Raw genomic sequence first — 25,569 nt, 5'->3', positions numbered from 1 at the left:
CTACTCCGCTTTTTGACTTTGATTTCGATTAAAATGTGAAGTTTGGAATTGATAACGCAACACGCCACCAAACACTCGTTCTAAATTTTCTGGTGTAAAGGTTTGTTCAATAGAACCTGTTGCCAACACGGTACGGTTAATCATTACGGCTTGATCGCAAAAACTTGGCACAGTACTTAAATTATGAGTAGAAACTAAAATGAGATGCCCGCTATCACGAAGCTGTTTAAGTAGCTCAATAATCGCATTTTCTGTTTTCACATCCACGCCTGTGAACGGCTCATCTAATAGAATAATTTTGCTCTCTTGAGCAAGAGAGCGAGCCAGAAAAACCCGCTTTTTCTGACCGCCCGAAAGTTCACCAATTTGGCGATCAGCAAGATGAGCTATACTCACTCGCTCCATCGCCTCTTGGACTTTTTGTTTATCTTTTGCAGAAGGAATACGCAAAAAGTTCATATAACCATAACGCCCCATCATTACCACGTCATACACAGAAACGGGGAATTGCCAGTCTACTTCTTCGCTTTGCGGAACGTATGCCACTAAATTTTGCTTAAGTGCTTGGCGAACGGGTAAACCACATAATTTAATGGAACCTTTCGGGTTAATTAACCCCATAATGCTCTTAAATAAGGTGGACTTACCGCTCCCATTTACACCAAGTAAGGCACAAATGGTGCTTTTTTCAAGCGAAAAAGTGACATCGTGTAACGCTTCGTGTCCGTTATTGTAACGAACTGCGACATCTTGAACGATTAAAGACGGCTGGGACGTATTCATTTTGGTTATTTATTCCTTCTATTTACGGTTAAATCCATCTGCGACGGTACCAACAGTCACTTTTAATAAGTCAATATAAGTTGGAACAGGACCATCTTTGGTTGAAAGTGAGTCAACATAAAGCACACCGCCGTATTTTGCTCCTGTTTCTTTCGCTACTTGTTTTGCAGGTTTGTCAGAAACAGTACTTTCACTAAATACAACAGGAATATGATGTTTACGAACACCGTCAATCACTTTACGAATTTGTTTTGGTGTGCCTTGTTCATCTGAGTTAATTGCCCAGAGATAAAGCTCTTTGAAGCCATAATCACGAGTTAAATAGCTAAATGCCCCTTCACTGGTTACTAACCAACGTTGACCTTCAGGCACTTTCGCTAAACGTTCGCGTAGCGGTTGGTCTAATGCCATAATTTTATCCGCATAGGCTTTCGCATTTGCATTATATTTTTCGGCATTTTCAGGATCATATTTCACCAACGCTTTGCGGATATTTTCGATATATACCAACGCATTTTTTGGTGACATCCAAGCGTGCGGATTTGGTTTATCTTTGTAAGGGCCTTCAAAGATAGACATCGGCTCAATACCTTCTGTCACCACCACGGCCGGTTTATCTTTAATATTGGTAAAGAAACGTTCAAACCACATTTCGAGGTTCATCCCGTTCCACAAAATCAAATCAGCAGATTGAGCTTTCACAATATCTTGCGGGGTTGGTTGATATTCGTGAATTTCCGCACCGGGTTTGGTAATTGACTCAACAACAGCAGAGTCACCTGCTACGTTTTGTGCAATATCTTGAATAACAGTAAATGTAGTCACCACTTTAAGCGGTTTTGCATAAACTGAACCCATCGAAAGCGCCACAGCACTTAACACAGCCAATAATTTTTTCATTTTAATCTCCTTTAAAAATATGGTTAATTGGCAAGAATATTCTAATCCAACTATATTTAAATGCAAATAATTTTTATCTTTTTAATTTAATTTATTGTGTAAAAAAAGCGTACTTCTTTTTAAGGTTTAAAGAAATACGCTTTTACATATTATTTCAATTGATTGAAGGCTTGTCGAAGATCTGCTTTTAAATCATCAATATGCTCAAGTCCTACTGAGAAACGCAACAAGGTGTTCGTAATCCCGCGGGCGATACGCTCGTGTTCAGGAATATCCATATGCGTTTGGGTTGCAGGGTAAGTAATGAAACTTTCCGTACCACCTAAACTTTCCGCAAAGGTGATCAGCTGAATCGCTTTCAAGAATTTCGGCACCCACTCTTCTTTTTGTAAGCGGAATGAAAGCATGCCGCTTTTGCCTGAATAGAGCACACTCTCAATTTCTGGCTGTTCTGCTAAGAATTTTGCTAGTTCAGTCGCGTTAGATTGGTGGCGTTCCATACGCAACGCCAACGTTTTCAAACCACGCACAGCAAGGTAAGAATCGAATGGTGAAAGCACCGCACCTGCACCATTTTGGATATAGTATAAACGCTCGCTTAAGTTTTGACCTACTTCGTTTTTCGTCGATTCAGAATCTTTGGCAACGATTAAACCTGCCAATACATCGTTATGCCCTGAAAGGTATTTGGTCGCACTATGAATGACAATATCTGCCCCATGTTCAATCGGACGGAACAATACTGGTGTTAAGAAAGTGTTATCGACGATCAAAATCAAATTATGTTTTTTCGCCACTTTTGAGATCGCATCCACATCACACTCTTCCATCAACGGATTTGATGGGGTTTCGATGAAGATTGCTTTAGTATTTGGTGTGATTGCTGCTTCAATCGCCGCCACATCTGCGGTATTCACATACACAGGCTTCACGGTGTGATTGTTTTTATAGCAGAAATCTAACAAGCGGTAAGTGCCGCCGTAAACATCGCTTGAAATAATCCACTCATCTGGTGATTTAAATAGCGACATAATTAGCTGAATCGCTGCCATGCCTGAAGCAGTAGCAAAACCTGCATCACCGCCTTCTAAATCAGCAATACCCTGCTCTAACACGGCACGAGTTGGGTTTTTGGTTCGAGTGTAGTCAAAGCCAGTCGATTCGCCCAAGCCATCACGCCCATAAGCGGTCGATAAAATAATCGGAGTTGCCACTGCACCTGTACGAGGATCAGTACGGTTACCTAGTTGTACTAATGTGGTTTCGATGTTGTTGAATTTGGTCATTTTATATTTCCTATATAGCTCTCCCTCTTTAGAAAAAGAGGGGTTGTGGGAGATTTGATGCGATGTGAATTTGATCAGAGGGAAATTTAATATCGTAAAAACCTCCCCTAATCCCTCTTTACAAAAGAGGGGGATTTTCTTTAGCACATCAACATCATTGCGTTTACAATAAATTCTTACAAATTATTTAGATCTAACACATCTGTCATATCAAATAAGCCTGTTTGTTTGCTTTCAAGCCATTTTGCAGCACGCACAGCACCATTGGCGAAAGTCATACGGCTGGAGGCTTTGTGGGCAATTTCCACACGTTCACCTTCATCAGCAAACCAGACAGAATGCTCACCCACCACATCACCCCCGCGAATGGTGGCAAAGCCGATTTCATCTCGTTTACGTTCACCTATAATACCGTTTCGTTCAAATACGCCGTGAGTTTTTAAATCACGCCCTAACGTTCTCGCAATATGTTCGCCCATAGATAACGCCGTGCCAGAAGGGGCATCAACTTTATGGCGGTGATGCGCTTCAATTACTTCAATATCACAATAATCACCCATCACTTTCGCTGCTTTTTCTAACAATTTAAACACCAAGTTCACGCCTACACTGTAGTTTGAGGCAAACACAATGCTAATTTTTTCTGAAGCCACTTTGATGGCTTGCTTGCCCGCATCATCAAAACCTGTCGTACCAATGACCATTTTTTTGTTGTTTACCACACAGAAAGCGATATGCTCTAAAGTGCCTTCTGGGCGAGTAAAATCGATCAATACATCAAAGTTTGGATTTTCGGCTAAAGTTGCTTTAATCGCCACGCCTAAATTGCCTAAGCCGACCAACTCGCCAGCATCTGCACCAATTAAAGATGATCCTGCACGTTCAAATGCTGCCGTTAATTCCACGCCGTCAAATTGATGAACAGCTTGAATTAAGTTACGTCCCATTCGACCGCCAGCACCCACGATCCCGATTTTTAATGTCATATTTGCTTCCTCTATCCTATTATAAAAAACTATAAGCGGTTTGATTTTACTCTAAATTTACAATTTTTTAAAAGTAAAAGATGGCGCAGAATATATAGCCATAAAAAATAGCTTTAATAGAGATCTATTAAAGCTATCCAATTAAGTAAAATTATTTTACCAACTTCAAATGCGTTGGTTTTTTCTTCACAATTTTTTTCGGTTTAATTTCTTCCGATTTTTCAGCAGTGCGAGCCAAATAGCTTTCCTCGCTGTAATATTCTTCCTCTTGGAACATTGTACCGTCGCCTGTTTCTTGGGCATAAAGTGCTTCGGCTGCACCAAATGGAACGTACAAATCGCGAATCACTCCTTGAAATCTCGCACTAAATGAAATGCCTTCATCATCTACCACATAATTACCAATGGAACGAGGCGAAATGTTTAAGATGATTTTTCCATCGCGGATAAACTCAATCGGTACATCCACATCAGGATAATCGCAATTAACCAACAAATAAGGGGTATTGTTGTTATCGCAAATCCAGCTGTAATAAGCGTAATAAATATAAGGGCGTAATGGTTTCATTAATCTTTATCATCCATTAAATGTTTAGGTGCTGCACCGCCAACAGATTGCATAAAACTATCGCGCTTAAATACACGGTTCATATAGTTTTTCACTGGTTTTGCCGCTGGGCCAGTAAATTCTACGCCTAAGTTAATCATTCGCCATAATAATGGTGCAATATAACAATCTGCTAAGCCAAACTCTTCACTCATAAAATAAGGCATCGCATCAAAAACAGGGGCTAATGCTAAAATCTCTTCACGAAGTTGTGCTAATGCTTTTTTACCTTGGGCTGAAGCGGGATCTTTATTTACGATATCAATTAAAGAATACCAATCTTGTTCAATACGGAACATAGTTAAACGGCATTTCGCACGTAAAACGGGATAAACAGGTAAAAGTGGCGGATGAGGAAAACGCTCATCAAGATATTCCATAATGATGCGAGAATTGAATAATACTAAATCGCGATCAACCAATGTCGGCACGCTACCGTATGGGTTTACTTCCATTAAATCTTCTGAAATAGCATCTGGCGTGATATTTTCAATTTCATAAGGCACAGCTTTTTCTGCTAACACGATGCGAACTTGGTGGCTATAAATATCACTTTTTTCTGAAAATAAGGTGGTTACCGAACGTTTATTTGCACTACTCGTCATTTATCTTTCTCCAATAATTCAAGCTCATTAAATCTGCTAAAATAGTAGTGTATTGTAGCATAACGGCTTGATAAAATCACAGGTTTTATTTTTTGTACTTTTTGGGGAAAGGACGATAAAATCTCACCGCTTGAAAAAGCAAAGCAACCGTTTGCTTTTTGTGGTATCCTACGCAAAATTTTAATTCAATAGAGAAAATATATGACTAATAAAGCTGAAATTGCCATCGTTATGGGCTCTAAAAGTGATTGGGCAACAATGAGTGAAGCAACCCAAATATTAGACCAATTTTCGTTACCTTATCACGTTGAAGTGGTTTCCGCACATCGTACACCAGATAAACTTTTCACTTTTGCTGAAAACGCCAAAAAAAATGGCTATAAAGTGATTATTGCTGGTGCTGGCGGTGCGGCGCATCTGCCTGGAATGATTGCAGCGAAAACCATTGTACCTGTACTTGGCGTACCTGTGAAAAGCTCTATGCTTAGCGGTGTCGATAGCCTATACTCTATCGTCCAAATGCCAAAAGGCATTCCTGTTGGCACGCTAGCGATTGGCCCTGCGGGTGCCGCAAATGCAGGTTTATTAGCGGCTCAAATTTTAGCAGCATTTAATCCTGAACTTGCTCAAAAACTCCACGCTTTCCGCCAAGAACAAACGGAACAAGTATTAAATAACCCTGATCCGCGAGTTGCATAATGGCGAAAAAGTTACTAATTTTACACACAGGCGGTACGATTTCCATGAAAGAAGGTGAAAACGGCAAAGTTTCGCCTTCAGCTCGTAATCCATTATTGGATGCATTAGAACGTCTTAACCATCCTGCAGAATTACATCAAGAGTCTGTATTTAATGTACCTTCTCCGCATATCACGCTCGATCACTGGCTTGTATTAAAAGATCGCATTGAGCAAGCGGTGAATGAAGAACATTTCGATGGCATTGTGATTACTCACGGCACGGATACGCTTGAAGAAACTGCTTATTTCCTCGATTTGGCTCTCAATATCAATGTGCCAATCGCCATTACTGGAGCAATGCGTTCAAGCAATGAACTTGGTTCAGACGGGTTAATTAACTTGCAAAGTGCTATTTTGGTGGCATTAAGCGAAGATTCGAAAGGCAAGGGCGTATTGGTGGTAATGAATGACGAAGTGCATCACGCGAAATTTGTGACCAAAACACACACGACTAATGTGGCAACATTTCAAACGCCAACCTTTGGACCTTGCGGATTGATTACCAAAAACAATGTAATCTATTTCCAAAAATTGACCGCTTACGAGTGCTTCCCTGTTCGGGAGATCACGAAAAACAACATTCAACTCGTAAAGGCTTATGCTGGAATGGATAGCTTCTTGCTTGAGCAACTGGCTCATCATGGCTGTGATGGCGTGGTGATTGAAGCACTTGGTGCAGGCAATCTTCCACCAACTTCACTTAAAGGTGTGCATGCATTACTCGAAGCCAATATTCCTGTGGTGCTCGTATCACGAGCATTCCATGGTGTGACACAAGATGTGTACGACTATCTTGGTGGCGGTAAAGAACTCAAGCAACAAGGCGTGATTTTTACCACCGGTTTAAGCGGTCAAAAAGCTCGCATTAAATTGCTAGTTTTACTCAACCAACAACGCGAAAAACCACTTTCTCACTATTTTTAACTTAGATTTAGGTTCACGATTATGAAAACAACGATGCAAACTCAAAGTGCGATCTACCCTCCTGTTTATGTGCTTGGCAACGGGCAATTAGGCAGAATGTTGCGTTATGCTGGTGCTCCGCTAGATATTGATGTAACTCCGCTCTCCTTTGATGCCCCCGTCTTTGAACTGGCAGAAAACGGCATTATTACCGCAGAAATTGAACGTTGGACAGATACGCCACTCACGCAACTGCTCGGCAATCACAAAAACTTCGTGAACCTAAATGTGTTTGGACGACTAGCCGATCGCTTCACGCAAAAATCATTACTTGATCAACTTCATCTTTCTACTTCACCTTGGCAATTGCTAGAAAGCCTAGAACAATGGGAACAAGTTTTCCAAAACATTGGCGAAAAAGTCGTGGTCAAACGCCGTACAGGTGGCTATGACGGTCGTGGGCAATGGATTGTCACCAAAGAAAATATTGAACAAATCACTCCAGAGTTGTTTGGCGAAGTGATTGCCGAGAAGTTTATTCCATTCGATGGTGAAATCTCAATTGTAGGGGCTAGATTTAGAGATGGCTCAACTCGCTTCTACCCTGTTACTCATAACCTACAACAAAATGGCATTTTGCGTTACAGCGTCTCAGATATCACGTTACCAAAACAAGCGATTTTCCAACAACAAGCCGAACAAATGCTCAGTAGCATTATGCAAAAACTAGAATATGTCGGCGTAATGGCAATGGAATGTTTTGTGGTAGGCGATAAGCTACTGATTAACGAACTCGCCCCACGCGTTCATAATAGTGGACATTGGACACAATTAGGCTGTTCAATCAGTCAATTCGAATTGCATTTACGAGCATTATTAGATCTTCCAACGCCAGAACTCAAAACTGCCGCACCAAGCGTGATGGTTAATCTTATTGGCATTAAACATAATAACCAATGGCTAGATTTACCGTTCTCACAATTGCATTGGTATGGAAAAGAAGTCCGAGCGGGTCGCAAAGTGGGGCATATTAACCTTACCCATCCAGATAAAACAGAGTTGATTAAATTACTCAAACAACTCCGCCCAAATCTGACAGAAGATTTTCATTCTGGGTTGGATTGGGTGATTGGGAAACTTAAATAATCTAAATAAGGGCGGTTTATTATTCTTTCTAAATTTTACCGCCCTTATTTTTTATAATATTTTTATTTTTCTAAATAAAGCACAAAATCCGCTACTGTATGGAACGAACCAAAGACCAAAATAATATCTTTCCTTTCAGCTTGTTCAAATAACATTGGAGCAATTGCATCCACGTTCTCATATACACAAGCGGTCGCATTTGGCAAACAATTTACCAATTTATCGTAAACAGCTTGACCGCTCTGCCCTCGCCAGCAATCTAAGCCTACGCAATGCCACTCATCAATAATTCCTGCTAATGGCTGAACAATGCCCGAGAGCTCTTTGTCTTCCAAACAGCTGAAAATCGCAAAGATTTTTGCTTTTTTGACCGCTTGCAAGCGTTCAGCAAGATAGCGAGCAGCGTGAGGATTATGCCCCACATCAATAATCACTTGCGCTTTTGGTTTATGTCCCGAAAAGTGAGCAAAATCTGCGGCTTGTAATTGTTGGAAACGCCCTGTCATTTGAGCTTCTTGCAAGGTTTCACGAATAACTTGTTCACTCACATTAAATGGCGTTTTCAATAAAGTGGCGATTGCTGTACCCGCATTCGGAATAGGGATTAACGGCATCGGCAGCGTATTAAATTGTTGCGTTTGCGATTGCCAATAAAACGCTCCATCTTTCACTTCATATTGCCAATCGACATTGCGTTGGAATTTTTGAGAATTTAGTTCTTGTGCAATCGCTAAGATTGATTGTGGGCAATCAGGCTCCCCAATAATCACAGGAATATTCGCACGGAAAATACCCGCTTTTTCTCGCCCAATATCCTCGCGGTTATCGCCTAAAAAGGCAACGTGATCGATATCAATGGAAGTAATGACAGCAAGATTTGGATCAACAATGTTTGTTGCATCTAATCGACCGCCTAAGCCCACTTCTAAAATCACCACATCTAAATTGGCTTCTTTAAATAGCTTCAACGCTGAGAGTGTGCTAAATTCAAAATAGGTCAAAGAAGCGGTCTTTTTCTGATCAATTTCTGCAAAGCTATCAATATGAGCTTGGTCGTCTAACAATCGCCCATTAATTCGCACGCGTTCGTTGTAACGGATAAGATGCGGAGAGGAATATACGCCTACTTTCAAGCCAAGTTTCATCAAAGCGACTTCCAAGAAACGGCAAGTCGAGCCTTTACCGTTCGTACCTGCCACAGTAATCACATAAGGGGCTGGATTAAGTAAGTCTAAATTTGAAGCGACCGATTTAATACGCTCCAAGCCCATATCAATCGCTTTAAAATGCCCGTGTTCTAAATAATCTAACCAAGTTTGTAGATTATCTGCACGGCTTAGTGTTTTTGAATTCATTTTATTTCTTCCATAAAGAAAAATCCCTGTAAAAACAGGGATTTTATGTAAAACTGAATTATGCTTCTTCTACAATCAATTCCGCTGTTTTAAACGGTGTCGGTTGATGAGTCAATTTTGCACAAATTCGAGCAAGCGTATCACGCATCTCTTTACGATGTACGATCATATCAATCGCTCCGTGCTCAAGTAAAAATTCTGCACGTTGGAAGCCTTCAGGCAATTTTTCGCGCACAGTTTGTTCAATTACGCGCGGGCCTGCAAAGCCAATTAACGCTTTTGGCTCAGCAATATTTAAATCGCCCAACATCGCTAAACTTGCAGAAACCCCCCCCAAAGTTGGGTCGGTTAATACAGAAATAAACGGCACACCCTGCTCTTTCATTTTAGCTAAAATCGCACTGGTTTTTGCCATTTGCATTAACGAGAACAACGCCTCTTGCATACGAGCACCGCCTGATGCAGAGAAACAGATAAATGGAATACGCTCTGCCAATGCTTTCTCTGCCGCACGAACAAATTTTGCCCCCACCACAGAGCCCATTGAGCCCCCCATAAACTCAAAGTTGAAAGAAGCCGTTACCACAGGCATTCCGTGTAATGTGCCTGCTAATACGATAAACGAATCTTTTTCGCCTGTTTCTTTTTGTGCCGCGGATAAACGATCTTTATATTTTTTCAGATCTTTAAACTTCAATACATCTTGCGGTTCAAGCTCTGCTACCATTTCTTGTGCAGAACCTTCGTCTAATAAATTCAATAAACGCGTACGAGCGTTAATACGCATATGATGATCGCATTTTGGGCAAACTTGCATATTGCGTTTTAATTCTTCGCTATACAGCACCTGATCACAGCTTGTACATTTTGTCCAAACGCCTTCTGGCACTTTTGATTTCCCTGCATTTGAAGAAGCGTCACGCCCCAAAATTCTATCTAACCAGCTCATTTTTAAACCTTCTATTGTTATGTTTAAAATAAAAAAATCGCTTTATTAAAGCATAAATCAAGCCTTTTTGAAAGAGCGAGACTTTATTTCCAGAGATGAAAGATTACCCATCCGACCAATTTTGTTTTATACTTTTACTATTGCAAAACTTTTTTAAGTTATAACCGCTTATAAACTATGAATAATCAATCAACAACCACTCATCCAACAATGGGCCAGTTTTTAGATATCGTTGCTCAGCTTCGTAATCCTGATGGTGGCTGCCCTTGGGATCTCGCTCAAAATTTCGACACCATGCTTCCGCATTTATTAGAAGAAACCTATGAGGTGGCAGAAGCAATTCATACGCAAGATCGCACCGCTTTACGTGAAGAATTAGGTGATTTGCTCCTTCAAGTTGTTTTTCTCAGCCAACTTGCTAAAGAAGAAGGCAATTTTGATTTTAATGATGTACTGACTGATATTCATAACAAGCTAATTTATCGCCATCCTCACGTTTTTGGCGATAAAAAAGCAGCGAACAGCGAAGAAGCATTGAAAACCTGGGAAGAACAAAAAGCAAATGATGAAAAACATCAAGCTCACGATTCGATTTTAGATGATCTGCCTTTCGCCCTGCCAGCGCTTACACGAGCATATAAATTGCAGAAACGTTGTGCCAAAGTGGGTTTTGACTGGGATAATCCACAATCAGTTTTTAATAAAGTTGAAGAAGAGTTACAAGAAGTTTGGAATGAGATGGTGCAATCGCCAGTTCAAACCGAAAAATTAGAAGAAGAGCTTGGCGATTTATTATTCGTTAGCACTAACCTTTGCCGCCATTATAATATTGATGCCGAGAGCTGTTTACGCAAAGCCAATGCTAAATTTGAACGCCGTTTTCGTGGTGTAGAACAATTAGTTAAGGCAGAACAAAAAGCAATGACCGATTATTCATTAAATGAATTAGATGCTTTTTGGAACGAGATAAAATCTCGCGAATAATTTGACAATTTAGGCAAAAGTTGTAAATTACATGCCAAATTAAATGGATAAACAATAAAAACAGATAAAGGTAATGTTATGCCAGAAATTTTGCTCGTCGATGATGACTTAGAACTGACGGAACTCTTAGCCGAACTACTTTCACTTGAAGGATTCAATGTGACTGTTGTCCATAATGGCAAGGAAGCCCTTTCTCTTTTAGAAACTCGCTCATTTGATTTGATGTTATTAGACATAATGATGCCTATGTTAAATGGAACTGAAACCCTTAAACAGTTACGTAAAACCTCTGATATACCCGTATTAATGTTGAGTGCTCGTGATAATGATATTGACCGCGTGCTCGGTTTAGAATTAGGTGCAGACGATTACCTTCCAAAGCCATTTAATGATCGTGAATTAGTAGCTCGTATTAAGGCTATTTTGCGCCGGACAGCGCAATCTACTTCATCAGCAACTCAGACTCTCGAAACACCTGTTCAGCTTAACATTGGCACAGGTGAAACTGATGGCAAGACACTCTCCTTCGGAGGGATTGATTTACATACTGGCCGTCAACAAGCCTCTTACGAAGGTAAAGATTTAGAGCTTACAGGCACTGAGTTTGCACTATTACAAATTTTGGTGCGCAATCCTGGGCAAATTCTTTCACGTGAGATATTAAGCCTTGAAATTTTAGGTAAACAATTAACACCTTATGATCGAGCTATTGATATGCACGTTTCAAATTTGCGTAAAAAATTACCTGAACGTAATGACAACTTACCTTGGTTTAAAACTTTACGTGGCCGTGGTTACTTACTAGTAACCGAATAATCTACCCTCCCCTCGCTCAATGCGAGGGTTCTATTTTTTGATTGAATGCAATGTTTATACCTAAAAAAATTACATCATTTCTTTCTCTAGCTAAAAGCTATCTTTTCTTCCAGCTCTTCTTCTACTTTAGTACGGTATTTATCTTAATTCTTGTGGCAACTTTCCTCTTTTCAAATTTAGATGACCGAAGAATTGTGCCACTTAAACATCACGATATCGAATATCTCAATAAAGAAATTAAGAAATTAGAAAACCGTTATAACTTTGATGAAATATTTAATAAAGATCTCACTGTCCATACACCTAGTGGGCTAAATCTGGTTTTAGTAGATAAAAACACTAATATTGTAAGTGGTATGGAAAAATCCAATGTTCGTCCATTACTTTCCTTTTTATATCAAACCGAAGATGAAAGTAAGCCAATGGCCCGTAGCTTTGATGATCTGAGAATTAACGGACCATTTTTTTTAAAAACGCAAACAAGAGAATATAAAGGCTACTTTACTTATCCTGTGCAAGCACAAAAAGAGTGGCTAAACCAACTTTACGATAACCCCATTAAAATTGTATTGATTCTGTTATCATTAGTTTTACCCACTATTTTTCTTCTTTCTTGGAAAATTACCCGTCCATTAAAAGCATTGCGAGCCACCGCCAATGCTGTTGCACGCGGTTCAATGGTTGTAAATCCTAAAATTGAAACTCAAGGCATTAAAGAATTTAGATCTGTAGGGCGAAGTCTGAATTATATGATTCACTCTTTGCAAAATTCTAATAACCATCAACAACGCTTGCTGTCCGATATTTCACACGAGCTCAAAACCCCGCTTGCGCGCTTACAGCTTGCAACTGCTATTTTGAAAAAGAAAAATGGGGAAACCAAAGAAACAGAGCGTATTGAGAATGAAATTCAAAAAATGAATAACATGGTATTAGATTTACTGTCGCTGTCTCGTTTACAACTTGATCAACACACTTCTCGTTCTGTTTTTCCTGTTGAAACCATTTGGAGAGAAGTTTTAACCGATGCTAAATTCGAAGCGGCACAACACGGGCTAACCCTAATGGTTGAAAATAATCTTAATACCAAAGAGCATTACCAATTAAATGGAAATACTGGATTATTAGCTAGTGCATTAGAAAATCTTATACGAAATGCACAAAAGTATGCAAAAACGACCGTTAAGGTTCAAATATCATTAGAACAAAAAGATCGTCGAAGAGCCCTCAAAATTTCAATAGAGGACGATGGTATTGGTGTACCAGATAGCGAGTTACAAAACATTTTCCGTCCCTTCTATCGCATTAATGAAGATAGAGCAAGAGAAACAGGTGGAACAGGTTTAGGACTTGCAATTGTAGATAATGCAGTTACCCAACATCAAGGAAAATTGAAAGCAAATCGCAGTAAATTAGGTGGATTACGAGTTGAAATTCGCTTACCTCTTTGGTTTGAATAAGCTGAACTTCTTGCTTTTGCGCCAGTCGAATGAGTAAATTTTTCCTTTTTTTGACCGCTTGTGAACCATTTACAAGCGGTTAATTTTTCCTAAATTTTTACAAATACTTATGAACGTAATAGAAATTGAACAGCTTAATAAATACTTTGGCGAAGGCGAAAACCATGCCCACATCTTAAAAGATATCAATGTCAACATTCAGCAAGGCGATTTTGTGGCGATTATCGGGGCTTCTGGTTCGGGCAAATCAACACTAATGAATATTATCGGCTGCCTTGATACAGCAAGTTCTGGCATTTGCCGTATTGCGGGCAAAGAAACCCAGCAGATGACCGCAGATGAACTTTCAGATCTCCGCCAACGTAAATTTGGCTTTATCTTCCAACGCTACAATCTTTTAAGTGCGTTAAATGCAAATGAAAACGTTGCTCTGCCAGCGATTTATGCAGGAATGGAGAGTTCTGCTCGTAAAGCACGAGCCAACCAGCTGTTAGATAAACTTGGGCTTGCAGATAAAACTGAAAATCGACCGAACCAACTTTCAGGCGGGCAACAACAGCGGGTTAGTATCGCACGAGCGTTGATGAATGGTGGAGAAATTATTCTTGCCGATGAACCTACGGGGGCGCTGGACTCACATAGCGGTCAAACTGTGTTAGACATTTTGCAAGATCTGCATAAAGAGGGGCATACCATCATTATGGTGACCCACGATCCGAAAATTGCTGCGACCGCAAGCCGTGTGATTGAAATCAAAGATGGACAAATCATTCGTGATAAACGCCAACAACCTCATGCCGTAGAGCCACAACGAATGCTACCACTGCATAAAAAACCTCGCTTTTTAGATCAACTTGCCGAATCATTCAAAATGGCAATTAGTGCTATTTTTGCCCATAAATTACGAGCCCTATTAACGATGTTGGGAATTGTGATTGGCATTACTTCTGTGATTTCCGTTGTGGCATTAGGACGAGGATCACAAGAGCAGATTTTATCCAACATCAACAATCTCGGCACCAATACAATGACCATAATGAACGGTACGGGCTTTGGTGACCGACGGGCTAATCTGACCAAAAACCTTACAATTAGCGATGCGGTGATGCTAGGCAAACAGAATTTTGTTGACAGCACGACTCCTTCTAGTTCACTTAGCACAACATTGATTTATGGCAATACGAATGTAACAGGCTCAGTAAATGGCGTAGGCGAACAATATGCCGCCGTGCGAGGCATTAAAATGCGCTCAGGGCGTTTTTTCAGTGAAGAAGAAGTGAACGAAGCGGCTCAAGTAGTAGTAATTGATGCCAACACCCAGAAAGATCTTGGCTTCACTTCCCCTGTTGAAGGCAAAATTATTTTGGTGGGTAAAAAACCGCTTCGCATTATCGGCTTAGCGGAAGAGTCTAACAATATGAACCAAAGTAGCCTAAAACTTTGGACGCCTTACACAACGCTTATGCAACGTATTTCTGGCGAGAAGTCTATTGATTCGCTTACCGTCAAAATTAAAGATAATGTGGAAAGCCAGACGGCTGAGAAAAGCATTACTGAGTTGCTGACAGCCAAACACGGCAAGAAAGATTTCTTTATTATGAACTCGGATACCATCAAGCAAACCATTACCAGCACCACTAACACAATGACGCTACTGATTTCTTCAATTGCATTGATTTCACTTGTTGTGGGAGGCATTGGCGTGATGAATATAATGTTAGTTTCAGTAACCGAACGCACGAAAGAGATTGGCGTGCGAATGGCGATTGGTGCGAAACAGAGCAATATTTTGCAACAATTCTTAATTGAAGCAATTTTGATCTGCCTACTTGGTGGCGTGATTGGTATTCTTTTTGCCATTGCAATTATCACTACATTTAACACTCTTGGCAGCGATTTCAAAATGGTACTCTCGCCTGAATCCGTTGTGCTTGCTGTGTTCTGCTCCACCTTAATTGGTGTGATGTTCGGTTATATGCCCGCCCAAAATGCCTCGAAGTTAAATCCAATTACAGCTCTGGCTCAAGAATAACCTGTAAAAAAGCGGTCAAATTTGACCGCTTTTTTGCAAATGAAAAGAGAACTAATCATCCATACGCGAAACATCGTGCAAGGATTCTACACGGCGTATAGTATGAGAGCGACCGCGAATTAACAACGTTTCGGTAAACAGCATACTCCCTTTGCGGTGAACGCCTTTGAGTAAATCCCCTGTGGTAATGCCCGTGGCGGCAAATAGCACATTATCATCTTTTACTATCTCTTCCATTTTTAGCACTTGATTGACAGGCACTTGCATTTCCGCACAGCGTGCAATCTCTTTTTCAGCAGCAAGCATATTCTCTGGCGTGTTACCTTTCACTTGATTACGAGGAATGAGTCTGCCTTGAATATCGCCCCCCAACGCTTGAACCGCAGCCCCTGTTACCACACCTTCTGGTGCGCCACCAATGCCGTAAACTAGATCAATTTCACTATCAGGCAAGCAGCATTGCACTGATGCAGCCACATCACCATCAGGAATAGCAATCACACGCACACCCAACTCTTGCACTTTTTTGATAATTTCATCGTGGCGAGGTTTAGCTAAAATAGCGACTGTCATTTGTGAAAGCAATTTGCCTTTTTTCGACGCTACACGGCGAATATTTTGTTCAAGCGGTAGATTTAGGTCAATCATTCCCTTTGCTTCGCTGTCTACCACTAATTTCTCCATATACATATCAGGTGCACGTAAGAAAGTGTTTTTTCCGCCTGCAGCAAGAACTGCAATCGCCCCTGCCTGCCCCATTGCCGTCATTCGTGTGCCATCAATTGGATCGACTGCAATGGCAACGTCTTCATCTTGTGGTTCAGAACGCCCTACTTTTTCGCCAATATAAAGCATCGGAGCCTCATCAATTTCGCCTTCGCCTATAACAATCTCACCGCGAATTTCCATTTTGTTTAACAACGCACGCATTGCTTTTACTGCCGCATCGTCCGCTGCATTTTTATTACCACGCCCAATCCAGTTAAATGCAGCCAATGCTGCCGCTTCAGTCACACGAGAGAATTCAAAAGCAGTAGAACGTTTCATTTTAATTTTCCTCAAGTTAAACGCTAAAATCGACCGCTATTCTACCAATTCGCAAACGATTTCGTTATAAAAATTTAGGAAATTTTACTCAAACAAACAAATTTCCAAAAAGTTGCGAACTTTTCAATGAAATCAACATCTTAATGATGTATACTATTTCAAAATTATCCATTTAATTTCAGAGGTGAATCTTATGTCATTAACAATTCTTGATGAATTAGAAGCAAAAATTAAACAAGCTGTTGAAACTATCCAATTACTTCAATTAGAAATTGAAGAATTAAAAGAGAAAAATGAAACAGCAAAGAAAGAAAATGAAGCGTTACAACAAGAACACCAGCAATTAAAAGCTGAACAACAAAATTTCCAAGACCGTTTACGCTCTCTTTTAGGTCAAATCGACAACGTTTAATCTTCAATCTCAACGGCTAATGTTCAATTAGCCGTTTCTTTTTCATGCTACATTTCCAATTCTTATGGCAAAACTTTATTTCTACTACTCTTCAATGAATGCGGGGAAATCCACCACACTACTCCAATCTTCCTATAACTACCAAGAACGCGGAATGAATACGCTAGTTTATACCGCAGCGATTGACGATCGTTATGGCGTTGGCAAAGTCACTTCTCGCATCGGCATTTCGCAAGATGCCAATTTATTTAACCAAGACACACCGCTTTTTGATGAAATCAAACAAGCCCATCAAACAAAAACGTTACATTGTATCCTAATTGACGAAGCCCAGTTCCTCACTAAAGCACAAGTTTATCAACTGACTGATGTAGTCGATAAATTAAATATCCCCGTTCTTTGTTATGGTTTACGCACAGATTTCCAAGCTGAACTTTTTGAAGGCAGCCATTATCTACTTGCTTGGGCAGACGAATTAGAAGAGCTAAAAACCATCTGCGATTGCGGTCGAAAAGCTCATTTTGTGATTAGAATGAATGAGAAAGGCGAAGCAGTAAAAGATGGCGATCAAATCCAAATCGGTGGCAACGATACGTATTTGTCGGTTTGTCGTAAGCATTATAAAGAGAGATTAGGTTTGCTATAGCCTAAAAGAAATGCGTGAGTATCTAATATTCACGCATTCAATAGTAAACTAACTTTGCAATCTATGCATTTTTCTCTGCTTTTAGAAAATCTACCACTTTCTTTAAATCCCGTGTCCGTTTTGAAGGCGGTAAACTCTTGAGGAAGGTTGCACCATAGTTGCGCATTACCAAGCGGTTATCGCAGATGATCACTACCCCGCGGTCGGTGACATCTCGAATCAATCGACCTACTCCTTGCTTTAAGGTAATAACCGCTTCGGGGATTTGAATATCGTTAAAGGGATCACCACCTTGCAAGCGGCAATCTTCCATTCTAGCTTTAAATAACGGTTCATCAGGCGAGGTAAACGGCAGTTTATCGATGATTACCAAAGACAAATCATCGCCTCGCACATCAATGCCTTCCCAGAAACTTTGAGTAGCCACTAGCACAGAATGCTCTTCATTCACGAATTTTTCGAGTAGTTTTGCTTTGCTGGTTTCGCCTTGGAGCAGTATATTGAGATTAGTATGTTCACGCAAATAATCGGCAAACCCTCGCATCATATAATAAGAGGTGCAAAGCAAGAAACAGCGCCCTTTGTTGGCTTCAATCACAGGCTTAAGCATTTCACCAAGCGTTGTCAGCGTGTGCGATTTATTGCTATCAGGCAAATAACGTGGTACGCAAAGTAGCGATTGTTGTTCATAATCAAACGGACTCTGCAACACAAGCTGCTCCGCATTTGCAATGCCCAAACGATAGCAAAAATGGTCAAAACTCCCACCAACTTCAAGCGTTGCAGAAGTAAAAACCCAACCCGATTTCAACATTTTCATCTGTTCACTAAATTTATCTGCTACCGTTAATGGTGTAATATGTAAGCCGAATGAACGCCCATTGGCTTCATACCAGTAACAATAGCCTGTTACTGTGGTGTCACCAAATTTTTTCAGAAGTACTTTCACTTCCGCTAATCGCTCAAAAATTTTATCCAACGTTTCTGAACGCCCAAGCGATTTTTTGATCACTTCAATTAAAAAGTCGATGTTTTCGCTAATTTTGCTTAAGCCATTTACTACTTTTTGATCAGCAAATAGCTCGCGTAAATTACCTCGAACTTGACCATCTGTTCCCATTAAGAGACGGAAATCTTGCACTGTTTTCTGCAAATGATCGGCTGCTTTGCCAAGCTGGGCTAAATCTTTCAGCTCCGAGCGATAAACGATGTTACAATCTTTGCAAAGGTCGAAAAACAAACGAGAGGTGAGTGATTGTCCAAAATATTGGCTGGCAATATCGGGCAGCTGATGAGCTTCGTCAAAAATCACTAACTCAGCTTCAGGAATCAGCTCACCAAACCCTGTTTCTTTCACTGCCATATCTGCACAGAAAAGATGATGATTGACAACCACAATATCTGCATCCATAGCTTTTTTACGGGCTTGCACCACGTGGCAATCTTTGTAATTGGGGCAATCTGAACCTAAACAGCTTTCAGTTGTACTAACCAGCTGCGGTAAAATAGGGCTATCTTCAGCAATGGTTGTGCATTCACTTAAATCGCCCGTTTTAGTCGATTGATGCCATTTCCGCACTTTAGAAAGATCATTAAGCACCGAACGATCGCCTGCCACGCCCATCGCAATCAGCTGATCTAAACGTTCTAAACAGAGGTAATTCGCACGCCCTTTCAGTAAGGCGACCTTGCCTTTATATTTCAAAGCTTTTTGAATGGTTGGCAAATCGCGATTAAACAGCTGATCTTGTAAGTTTTTTGAGCCTGTAGAAACAATCGTTTTCTTGCCCCAAAGCAAGGCAGGCACTAAATAGGCAAAAGTTTTCCCTGTGCCTGTGCCAGCTTCTACTACTACAGGGCTTGCAAATTTTACTGCTCTACCGACCGCTTGTGCCATTTCAAGTTGGGCTGCTCGCGGACGAAAGCCTTGAATATTGGTGCTTAACCAGCCATCTTTGCTGAATGCGTGGTCAATTTTGTCTGTATATTTCATCATATTTATCTAGATCATAAAAGGGCGTGTTCGACACGCCCCTACGCTAAGAGCAACACAGTTGCTACAATTTCTTAATCAATAAATTAAACACCCAACAGCAATCCATCATCCGCTAATTGTTCATGGCGGTTTTGTTGAAAAAGTTGCAATAGATCGGGCACATCCATTTGTTTACGCTTTTCGCCAGACACATCAAACGCAACTTGTCCTTGGTGTAACATTACCGTACGGTCGCCATATTCCAGAGCTTGTTTCATCGAATGAGTTACCATCAAGGTTGTCAATTTCTGTTCACGTACAATTTTGTCGGTCAATTGCATCACAAAATCGGTTGTTTTGGGGTCGAGTGCTGCGGTGTGTTCGTCCAGCAAGAGAATGCTTGAAGGTTGAAGCGAAGCCATCAATAGGCTCACGGCTTGACGCTGACCGCCCGATAAACGCCCCATTCGGTCGGTTAAGCGGTTTTCTAAGCCTAAACCTAACAGAGCCAATTTTTCACGGAAAATGTCACGTTGCTGGCGTTTAATGGCAAATGAAAAGCCACGTTTTTGCCCGCGCAGATAGGCAAGTGCCATATTCTCTTCAATGGTTAAATCTTCGCACGTGCCCGCCATTGGGTCTTGGAAAACACGAGCCACTTGAGATGCTCGTTGCCAGCTACTTGCTTGATTGACGTTTTTTTCTTGAATGAGAATCTCACCACTATCCACTTCACAATCGCCACTAATCGCATTCAGCATCGTGGACTTTCCTGCCCCGTTACTGCCAATCACAGAAACAAACTCGCCTTGCTCGACTACTAATGAAAGTCCTTTCAAAACTGGATTTTCAATGGCTGTGCCTTTGTTAAAGGTAATGAATACATTTTTTAACTCGATCATCATTAACCTCATTTTGCCAAAAAGCGTTGTTTTAATTTTGGTAATACTAACACAAAAACGACCAAAACCGCTGTAATTAAATTCAGATCTTGCGGTCCGAAACCAATAGAATTTAATGCCTCATTGTTCAACGCTAATGCGATAAAACCACGATACAATACCGAGCCAATGACTACAGCAGTGGTTAGCCAGATAATACGTTTTGCTGAGAATAATGCTTCGCCGATAATAACCGCCGCCAAGCCAATTACAATTGTGCCCACGCCGATGGAAATATCCACTCCACCATTGCTTTGTACATACAATGCTCCAGCTAAAGCAATCAAGCCGTTAGAAATTGCCATTCCTAAAATGGTCATTTTATTGATGTTAATCCCTTGTGCTTTTGCCATCCGAGTATTGGTTCCCGTAGCACGCACAGCTAAGCCAATTTGGGTCGAAAAGAAAAGGTCGAATAAAATTTTAGCAATGACTACCACAAAAAATGCCATCAATAAACGAACTAACGCCAATTTCACATCATCTTCAATTGGCATCACATCATAAATGGTTGATTCGCCAAGTAAGGCAAGATTCGGCATTCCCATAATGCGTAGGTTAATGGAATAAAGAGCGATCATCATCAAAATACTGGAAAGCAATTTTTCGATTTTAAAGCCAATATAAAGACTTGCTGTAATCACACCCGCTAATGCCCCTGCGAATGTACCTAGAAGTGTTGCAAGCCAAGGATTCACACCTTGTAAAATACAAACTACGCAAACCGCTCCACCTAAAGGGAAAGAACCATCTGCGGTTAAATCAGGAAAGTCTAAAATTTTATAAGAAATCAACACGCCAAGCGCAACCAACGCATAGATCAAACCAAGCTCTAATGCGCCAATCCAAGAGATATTGCTTAAAAACGGTTGAATAAAGTGAATGAGAATATCCATTGCAAAACCATACTATTAAACTAGTACGATGATTTTAGGGGATTTCATAGGAATTTGCAATTTTTCTCGCAAATTTAACCGCTTGCACCTGGTTTAGATGCTTGAGGAATCGATCCTTGTGCAATCGCAGACGCTGCACCTGCTTCAGCACGTTTGTTCATACGATCAATACGGTGTTGCATACGATTTTAGGCTTGATCAAGCTGGCTTTTAAGTTCTTCAGCTTTTCATGCATTAAATTGCTCTCTGAAAGCGGATTTGCAAACGCTGTTTGAGAAAATGTTAATGTAGAAAATAGAGCAATGATTATTGCTGAAAAGGAGTATCTGGTAAAGCCAGAGTGTTGATTTTTCATAAGTTTTATTTTCTTAAGTAGATGTTGAATGTCCTACACTGAAAATTCCAATACCGTGAATGAGTTAATAAGTTTATATAATAAATTTTAAAGCCATCCTATTGATAAGAATCAATTAAATAGTTTTTAAAATAAACACTAACCAAAAACTAATCTTGTAGACCTATAATCGAAATTCAAAGATAATTAACTACAAGCATTCTCTCATTTAAATAAATTACATCTATGCACACAGACCTCCAATTCTCATTACCTAAAACCGACACAACACATCAAGATTTCCAAACGCTTGGCAATATTATCGGGCATTCTGACACGCTCGTTATTGCACAATCTTCTGAGCAATTTCAAGGCGTGACGGTGGTAGTTACGCCAGACACTCGCACCGCACTTCGCCTTGAAAAAGCATTAACAGCGTTTACCAAGCTACCTGTAGCAATGTTCCCTGACTGGGAAACACTACCTTACGATAATTTTTCGCCGCATCAAGAGATTATCTCTGCTCGACTTTCTGCTCTTTACCAGTTGCAACAAGGCAAAAAGCAGATTTATTTACTGCCGATTAGCACGCTTTTGCAGAAAGTTTGCCCACCAAACTATTTGGCAAATCACGTATTATTGATTAAAAAAGGCGACCAAACCAGCATTCAGCAACTGCGTTTACAGCTTGGTAATGCAGGTTATCGTTCAGTAGAGCAAGTGTTAGAACACGGGGAATATGCAGTGCGTGGTTCGTTGCTCGATCTTTACCCGATGGGGACGACTCAGCCGTTTCGTTTGGATTTTTTCGATGATGAGATTGACTCCATCCGCACTTTTGATGTAGACAGGCAACGCACAATTAGCGAAATTCCTGAAATCAATCTTTTGCCTGCACACGAATTTCCAACTGATAGCAAAGGGATTGAGTTTTTTCGTGGCAAATTCCGCGAAACCTTTGCCAATATTCGCCACGAGCCAGAGCATATTTATCATCAAGTCAGCAAAGGCATTTTGAATGCGGGCATTGAGTATTGGCAACCGCTCTTTTTTGAAGAAATGGCAAGCCTGTTTGACTATTTGCCGAAAAATTCGCTGTTTATCACCTTTGATGGCTTGCAAGAAAAAGCGGAACAATTCCGTCAAGATGCACAAAATCGCTTTGAAAATCGCATTGATCCGATGCGTCCGTTACTTGAACCAAACAAACTTTGGTTTTCATTGGAAGAAATCAACCGCTTGTTGAAAGGGTATCCACGCTTAACGCTCACGTCCGAAAAAGTGCGTAAAAGTGCAGCGAAAAGCAATCTAAATGTGGCAAAATTACCTGATTTGACAATCAATCCGCATTTAAAAAATCCATTTGCGAATTTTGAGCAGTTCCGTGAAAAATTTAACGGTAACATTATTTTTTCAGTGGAAACTGAAGGCAGACGTGAAACATTGCTTGATTTGCTCGCACCACTTAAGCTCAAACCCAAACAAATTAAAACGCTTAATGAGCTCAAAGAGCCGATTTCATTGCTGATTTCAGCACTTGATCAAGGTTTTGTGATTGAAAATGCAGAAGAAACAAGCGGTGAAAATCTGGCAATCATTTGCGAAACGGATTTATTGGGCGAACGAGTGCATCAACCAAAATCAGCCGATAAACGCAAAACAGTAAACCCTGATACGCTGATTCGCAACCTTGCCGAGCTGAAAATCGGACAGGCAGTGGTGCATTTAGAAAATGGCGTAGGGCGTTATGCAGGCTTAACCGTGCTGGATGCTGGCGGAGTAAAAGCTGAATATGTGGTGCTGGAATATGCTAACGAAGCGAAACTTTACGTACCCGTTGCCTCATTGCACCTGATTTCTCGCTACATTGGTGGGGCAGATGAAACGGCACCATTGCATAAATTAGGCTCAGAAGCTTGGGCGAAATCTCGCCAAAAAGCGGCAGAGAAAATCCGTGATGTGGCAGCAGAATTGTTAGATGTTTACGCCAAACGTGAGTCGCAAAAAGGCGTTGCCTTTGAATATAACCGCGAGGAATATTTGCGATTTAGCCAAACTTTCCCGTTTGAGGAAACCGAAGATCAGAGGTTGGCCATCAATGCAGTAATCAGCGATATGTGCCAGCCGAAAGCGATGGATCGTCTTGTGTGTGGTGATGTTGGCTTTGGTAAAACTGAAGTGGCAATTCGTGCTACTTTCCTTGCAGTGATGAACCATAAACAAGTCGCCATTTTAGTGCCAACCACCCTGCTCGCTCAGCAACATTTCGATAATTTTAAAGATCGTTTCGCGAATTATCCGATCAATATTGAGGTACTTTCACGTTTCAAAACCGCAAAAGAGCAAAAAGAAATTTTGCAGAAAGTATCTGAAGGCAAAATTGATGTTTTGGTTGGAACACATAAATTGTTACAAGAAGATGTGCAGTTCCACGATTTAGGCTTGCTGGTAATTGATGAAGAGCACCGTTTTGGTGTGCGTCAGAAAGAGAAAATCAAACAGTTGCGTGCCAATATAGATATTCTGACACTTACCGCAACGCCAATTCCAAGAACGCTTAATATGGCGTTAAATGGTATGCGAGATTTGTCGATTATAGCCAGCCCACCAGCTCGCCGTTTAACGATTAAAACCTTTGTGCGACAAAGCGATGATTTGATTATTCGTGAGGCAATTCTGCGCGAAATTCTACGTGGCGGGCAAGTTTATTACCTACATAATGATGTAGCAACGATTGAAAATTGTGCTTCAAAATTGGCAGAACTTGTGCCAGAAGCACGTATTATCATCGGGCACGGGCAGATGCGTGAACGTGAACTCGAACGGGTGATGAGTGATTTTTATCATCAGCGTTTTAATATTTTGGTCTGCTCGACCATTATTGAAACAGGGATCGATGTGCCAACCGCAAACACCATCATTATTGAACGGGCAGATAAATTTGGCTTGGCACAATTGCACCAATTGCGTGGACGTGTAGGGCGTTCTCATCAACAGGCTTACGCCTATTTGCTCACGCCACACCCGAAAATGATGACCAAAGATGCGCAGCAACGTTTGGAAGCCTTGAGCTCAATTGATAACTTAGGTGCTGGCTTTGTATTGGCTACGCACGATTTGGAAATCCGAGGTGCGGGCGAATTACTAGGGAGCGAACAGAGTGGGCAGATCGAATCTATCGGTTTCTCCCTTTATATGGACTTGCTCGAAAATGCAGTAAAAGCCTTGCAAGAAGGACGTGAGCCAAGTTTAGATGAGATTACGCAAAACCAAACAGAAATTGAGTTACGTATTCCTGCACTCTTACCAGAGGATTACGTGCCAGATGTTAATATGCGATTATCGTTCTATAAACGCATTGCGAGTGCGGAAAATGTAGAGGCATTGAAAGAGTTGAAAGTCGAGCTTACCGACCGTTTCGGGTTATTACCAGAAGCGACAAAAAATCTATTCCAGATCACCCAAATTCGCCATTTAGCTAAAACATTAGGCTTGAAGAAAATTGAAGCAGGCATCAACGGTGGTTTCTTAGAATTTAAAGCAACCGCCACGCCTGACCCAATGAAATTCTTGCAACTGATCCAGCAAGATAAAACGGCTTATAAGTTTGATGAACCATTGAAATTTAAATTTACTAAGCCATTAGAAAGCAATGAAGCACGATTGCAGTTCGTTACTGAGCTTGTAGAAACATTGGCAAAATAAGAAAGCATGCTTCAAGCGGTATATTTTTGGCGAAAATTTGCAAGATATGTCTAAAAACAAA

22 protein-coding genes are annotated in these 25,569 nt (G+C 40.7%); 10 read left to right on the top strand and 12 right to left on the bottom strand.

Features of this window, described 5'->3' with window-relative positions:
• The 6 genes from DPV92_RS00460 to DPV92_RS00435 form a co-directional block, all read right to left on the bottom strand.
• Entirely contained in the window at positions 1-783 is a 783-nt protein-coding gene (locus tag DPV92_RS00460) for a metal ABC transporter ATP-binding protein (RefSeq protein ID WP_111353109.1), read from the bottom strand.
• An 18-nt stretch (positions 784-801) separates the two neighbouring features.
• Positions 802-1,683: a metal ABC transporter substrate-binding protein gene (locus DPV92_RS00455; protein WP_111353108.1), complete on the bottom strand. Its 882-nt coding sequence runs from the start codon at positions 1,681-1,683 to the stop codon at positions 802-804.
• A gap of 149 nt (positions 1,684-1,832) precedes the next feature.
• Positions 1,833-2,969: a methionine biosynthesis PLP-dependent protein gene (locus DPV92_RS00450; protein WP_111353106.1), complete on the bottom strand. Its 1,137-nt coding sequence runs from the start codon at positions 2,967-2,969 to the stop codon at positions 1,833-1,835.
• Between the two features lie 176 nt (positions 2,970-3,145).
• Positions 3,146-3,955 (bottom strand): 4-hydroxy-tetrahydrodipicolinate reductase, encoded by an 810-nt coding sequence (dapB, locus tag DPV92_RS00445; protein WP_111353105.1) that lies wholly within the window; start codon positions 3,953-3,955, stop codon positions 3,146-3,148.
• A 151-nt stretch (positions 3,956-4,106) separates the two neighbouring features.
• On the bottom strand, positions 4,107-4,523 hold the full coding sequence (locus DPV92_RS00440; RefSeq protein WP_111353103.1) for a ClpXP protease specificity-enhancing factor: 417 nt from the start codon (positions 4,521-4,523) through the stop codon (positions 4,107-4,109).
• Entirely contained in the window at positions 4,523-5,167 is a 645-nt protein-coding gene (locus DPV92_RS00435) for a glutathione S-transferase N-terminal domain-containing protein (protein WP_005705513.1), read from the bottom strand. Before DPV92_RS00435 ends, DPV92_RS00440 begins: the two co-directional genes overlap by 1 nt.
• A 201-nt stretch (positions 5,168-5,368) precedes the next feature.
• On the opposite strand from DPV92_RS00435, the gene purE reads away from it, so the two are divergent.
• Genes purE through purK form a run of 3 tightly spaced genes read left to right on the top strand, consistent with a single transcriptional unit; the run spans position 5,369 to position 7,956 of the window.
• Positions 5,369-5,866, top strand: a complete 498-nt coding sequence (purE, locus tag DPV92_RS00430) for a 5-(carboxyamino)imidazole ribonucleotide mutase (protein ID WP_111353101.1) — start codon at positions 5,369-5,371, stop codon at positions 5,864-5,866.
• Positions 5,866-6,831 carry an asparaginase gene (locus tag DPV92_RS00425; protein ID WP_111353100.1) on the top strand — a complete coding sequence of 322 codons (966 nt, stop codon included), beginning with the start codon at positions 5,866-5,868 and terminating at the stop codon, positions 6,829-6,831. The genes purE and DPV92_RS00425 overlap by 1 nt, the downstream gene beginning before the upstream one ends.
• Positions 6,832-6,852: 21 nt before the next feature.
• Positions 6,853-7,956 carry a 5-(carboxyamino)imidazole ribonucleotide synthase gene (gene purK, locus DPV92_RS00420; protein WP_225791940.1) on the top strand — a complete coding sequence of 368 codons (1,104 nt, stop codon included), beginning with the start codon at positions 6,853-6,855 and terminating at the stop codon, positions 7,954-7,956.
• A gap of 62 nt (positions 7,957-8,018) precedes the next feature.
• On the opposite strand, the gene folC is transcribed toward purK, so the two are convergent.
• Together folC and accD are read right to left on the bottom strand one after the other, a co-directional pair.
• Positions 8,019-9,311 (bottom strand): bifunctional tetrahydrofolate synthase/dihydrofolate synthase, encoded by a 1,293-nt coding sequence (folC, locus tag DPV92_RS00415; RefSeq protein WP_111353098.1) that lies wholly within the window; start codon positions 9,309-9,311, stop codon positions 8,019-8,021.
• Between the two features lie 58 nt (positions 9,312-9,369).
• Positions 9,370-10,260 carry an acetyl-CoA carboxylase, carboxyltransferase subunit beta gene (gene accD, locus DPV92_RS00410; RefSeq protein ID WP_005710015.1) on the bottom strand — a complete coding sequence of 297 codons (891 nt, stop codon included), beginning with the start codon at positions 10,258-10,260 and terminating at the stop codon, positions 9,370-9,372.
• A 177-nt stretch (positions 10,261-10,437) separates the two neighbouring features.
• On the opposite strand from accD, the gene mazG reads away from it, so the two are divergent.
• The 4 genes from mazG to DPV92_RS00390 all read left to right on the top strand — a co-directional run bounded on the left by mazG (position 10,438) and on the right by DPV92_RS00390 (position 15,552).
• Complete coding sequence (mazG, locus tag DPV92_RS00405) at positions 10,438-11,244, top strand: nucleoside triphosphate pyrophosphohydrolase (protein ID WP_111353097.1); 807 nt, start codon at positions 10,438-10,440, stop codon at positions 11,242-11,244.
• A 78-nt stretch (positions 11,245-11,322) separates the two neighbouring features.
• A complete protein-coding gene (locus DPV92_RS00400; protein ID WP_111353096.1) occupies positions 11,323-12,060 on the top strand; it encodes a response regulator in 738 nt (245 codons plus the stop codon).
• A 50-nt stretch (positions 12,061-12,110) separates the two neighbouring features.
• Positions 12,111-13,520, top strand: a complete 1,410-nt coding sequence (gene cpxA / locus DPV92_RS00395) for an envelope stress sensor histidine kinase CpxA (protein WP_111353094.1) — start codon at positions 12,111-12,113, stop codon at positions 13,518-13,520.
• Between the two features lie 109 nt (positions 13,521-13,629).
• Complete coding sequence (locus tag DPV92_RS00390) at positions 13,630-15,552, top strand: MacB family efflux pump subunit (protein ID WP_111353093.1); 1,923 nt, start codon at positions 13,630-13,632, stop codon at positions 15,550-15,552.
• A 51-nt stretch (positions 15,553-15,603) separates the two neighbouring features.
• Here DPV92_RS00390 and glpX read toward each other — a convergent pair whose 3' ends face one another.
• A complete protein-coding gene (glpX, locus tag DPV92_RS00385) occupies positions 15,604-16,599 on the bottom strand; it encodes a class II fructose-bisphosphatase (RefSeq protein ID WP_111353091.1) in 996 nt (331 codons plus the stop codon).
• A 193-nt stretch (positions 16,600-16,792) separates the two neighbouring features.
• On the opposite strand from glpX, the gene zapB reads away from it, so the two are divergent.
• Both zapB and DPV92_RS00375 read left to right on the top strand, forming a co-directional pair.
• A complete protein-coding gene (gene zapB / locus DPV92_RS00380; RefSeq protein WP_111353090.1) occupies positions 16,793-17,011 on the top strand; it encodes a cell division protein ZapB in 219 nt (72 codons plus the stop codon).
• A 64-nt stretch (positions 17,012-17,075) separates the two neighbouring features.
• Entirely contained in the window at positions 17,076-17,657 is a 582-nt protein-coding gene (locus DPV92_RS00375) for a thymidine kinase (protein WP_111353088.1), read from the top strand.
• Between the two features lie 61 nt (positions 17,658-17,718).
• On the opposite strand, the gene DPV92_RS00370 is transcribed toward DPV92_RS00375, so the two are convergent.
• The 3 genes from DPV92_RS00370 to DPV92_RS00360 form a co-directional block, all read right to left on the bottom strand.
• The gene (locus tag DPV92_RS00370) at positions 17,719-19,650 is read right to left on the bottom strand and encodes an ATP-dependent DNA helicase (protein ID WP_111353087.1); all 1,932 of its coding nucleotides are present in this window, start codon (positions 19,648-19,650) and stop codon (positions 17,719-17,721) included.
• Positions 19,651-19,736: 86 nt separating this feature from the next.
• Positions 19,737-20,534, bottom strand: coding sequence for an ABC transporter ATP-binding protein (locus tag DPV92_RS00365; protein WP_111353085.1), 798 nt, complete (start codon positions 20,532-20,534; stop codon positions 19,737-19,739).
• Positions 20,535-20,542: 8 nt separating this feature from the next.
• On the bottom strand, positions 20,543-21,469 hold the full coding sequence (locus DPV92_RS00360; RefSeq protein WP_111353084.1) for an ABC transporter permease: 927 nt from the start codon (positions 21,467-21,469) through the stop codon (positions 20,543-20,545).
• 580 nt (positions 21,470-22,049) lie between these two features.
• Between DPV92_RS00360 and mfd the strand changes: the two genes are divergently transcribed.
• Positions 22,050-25,508 (top strand): transcription-repair coupling factor, encoded by a 3,459-nt coding sequence (gene mfd / locus DPV92_RS00355; RefSeq protein WP_111353083.1) that lies wholly within the window; start codon positions 22,050-22,052, stop codon positions 25,506-25,508.
• Positions 25,509-25,569 lie beyond the last annotated feature (61 nt).

This window comes from Pseudohaemophilus paraphrohaemolyticus (genome assembly GCF_003253115.1).
Lineage (GTDB): Bacteria > Pseudomonadota > Gammaproteobacteria > Enterobacterales > Pasteurellaceae > Haemophilus_A > Haemophilus_A paraphrohaemolyticus_A.
This window is presented reverse-complemented; position numbering and strand designations above follow the sequence as displayed.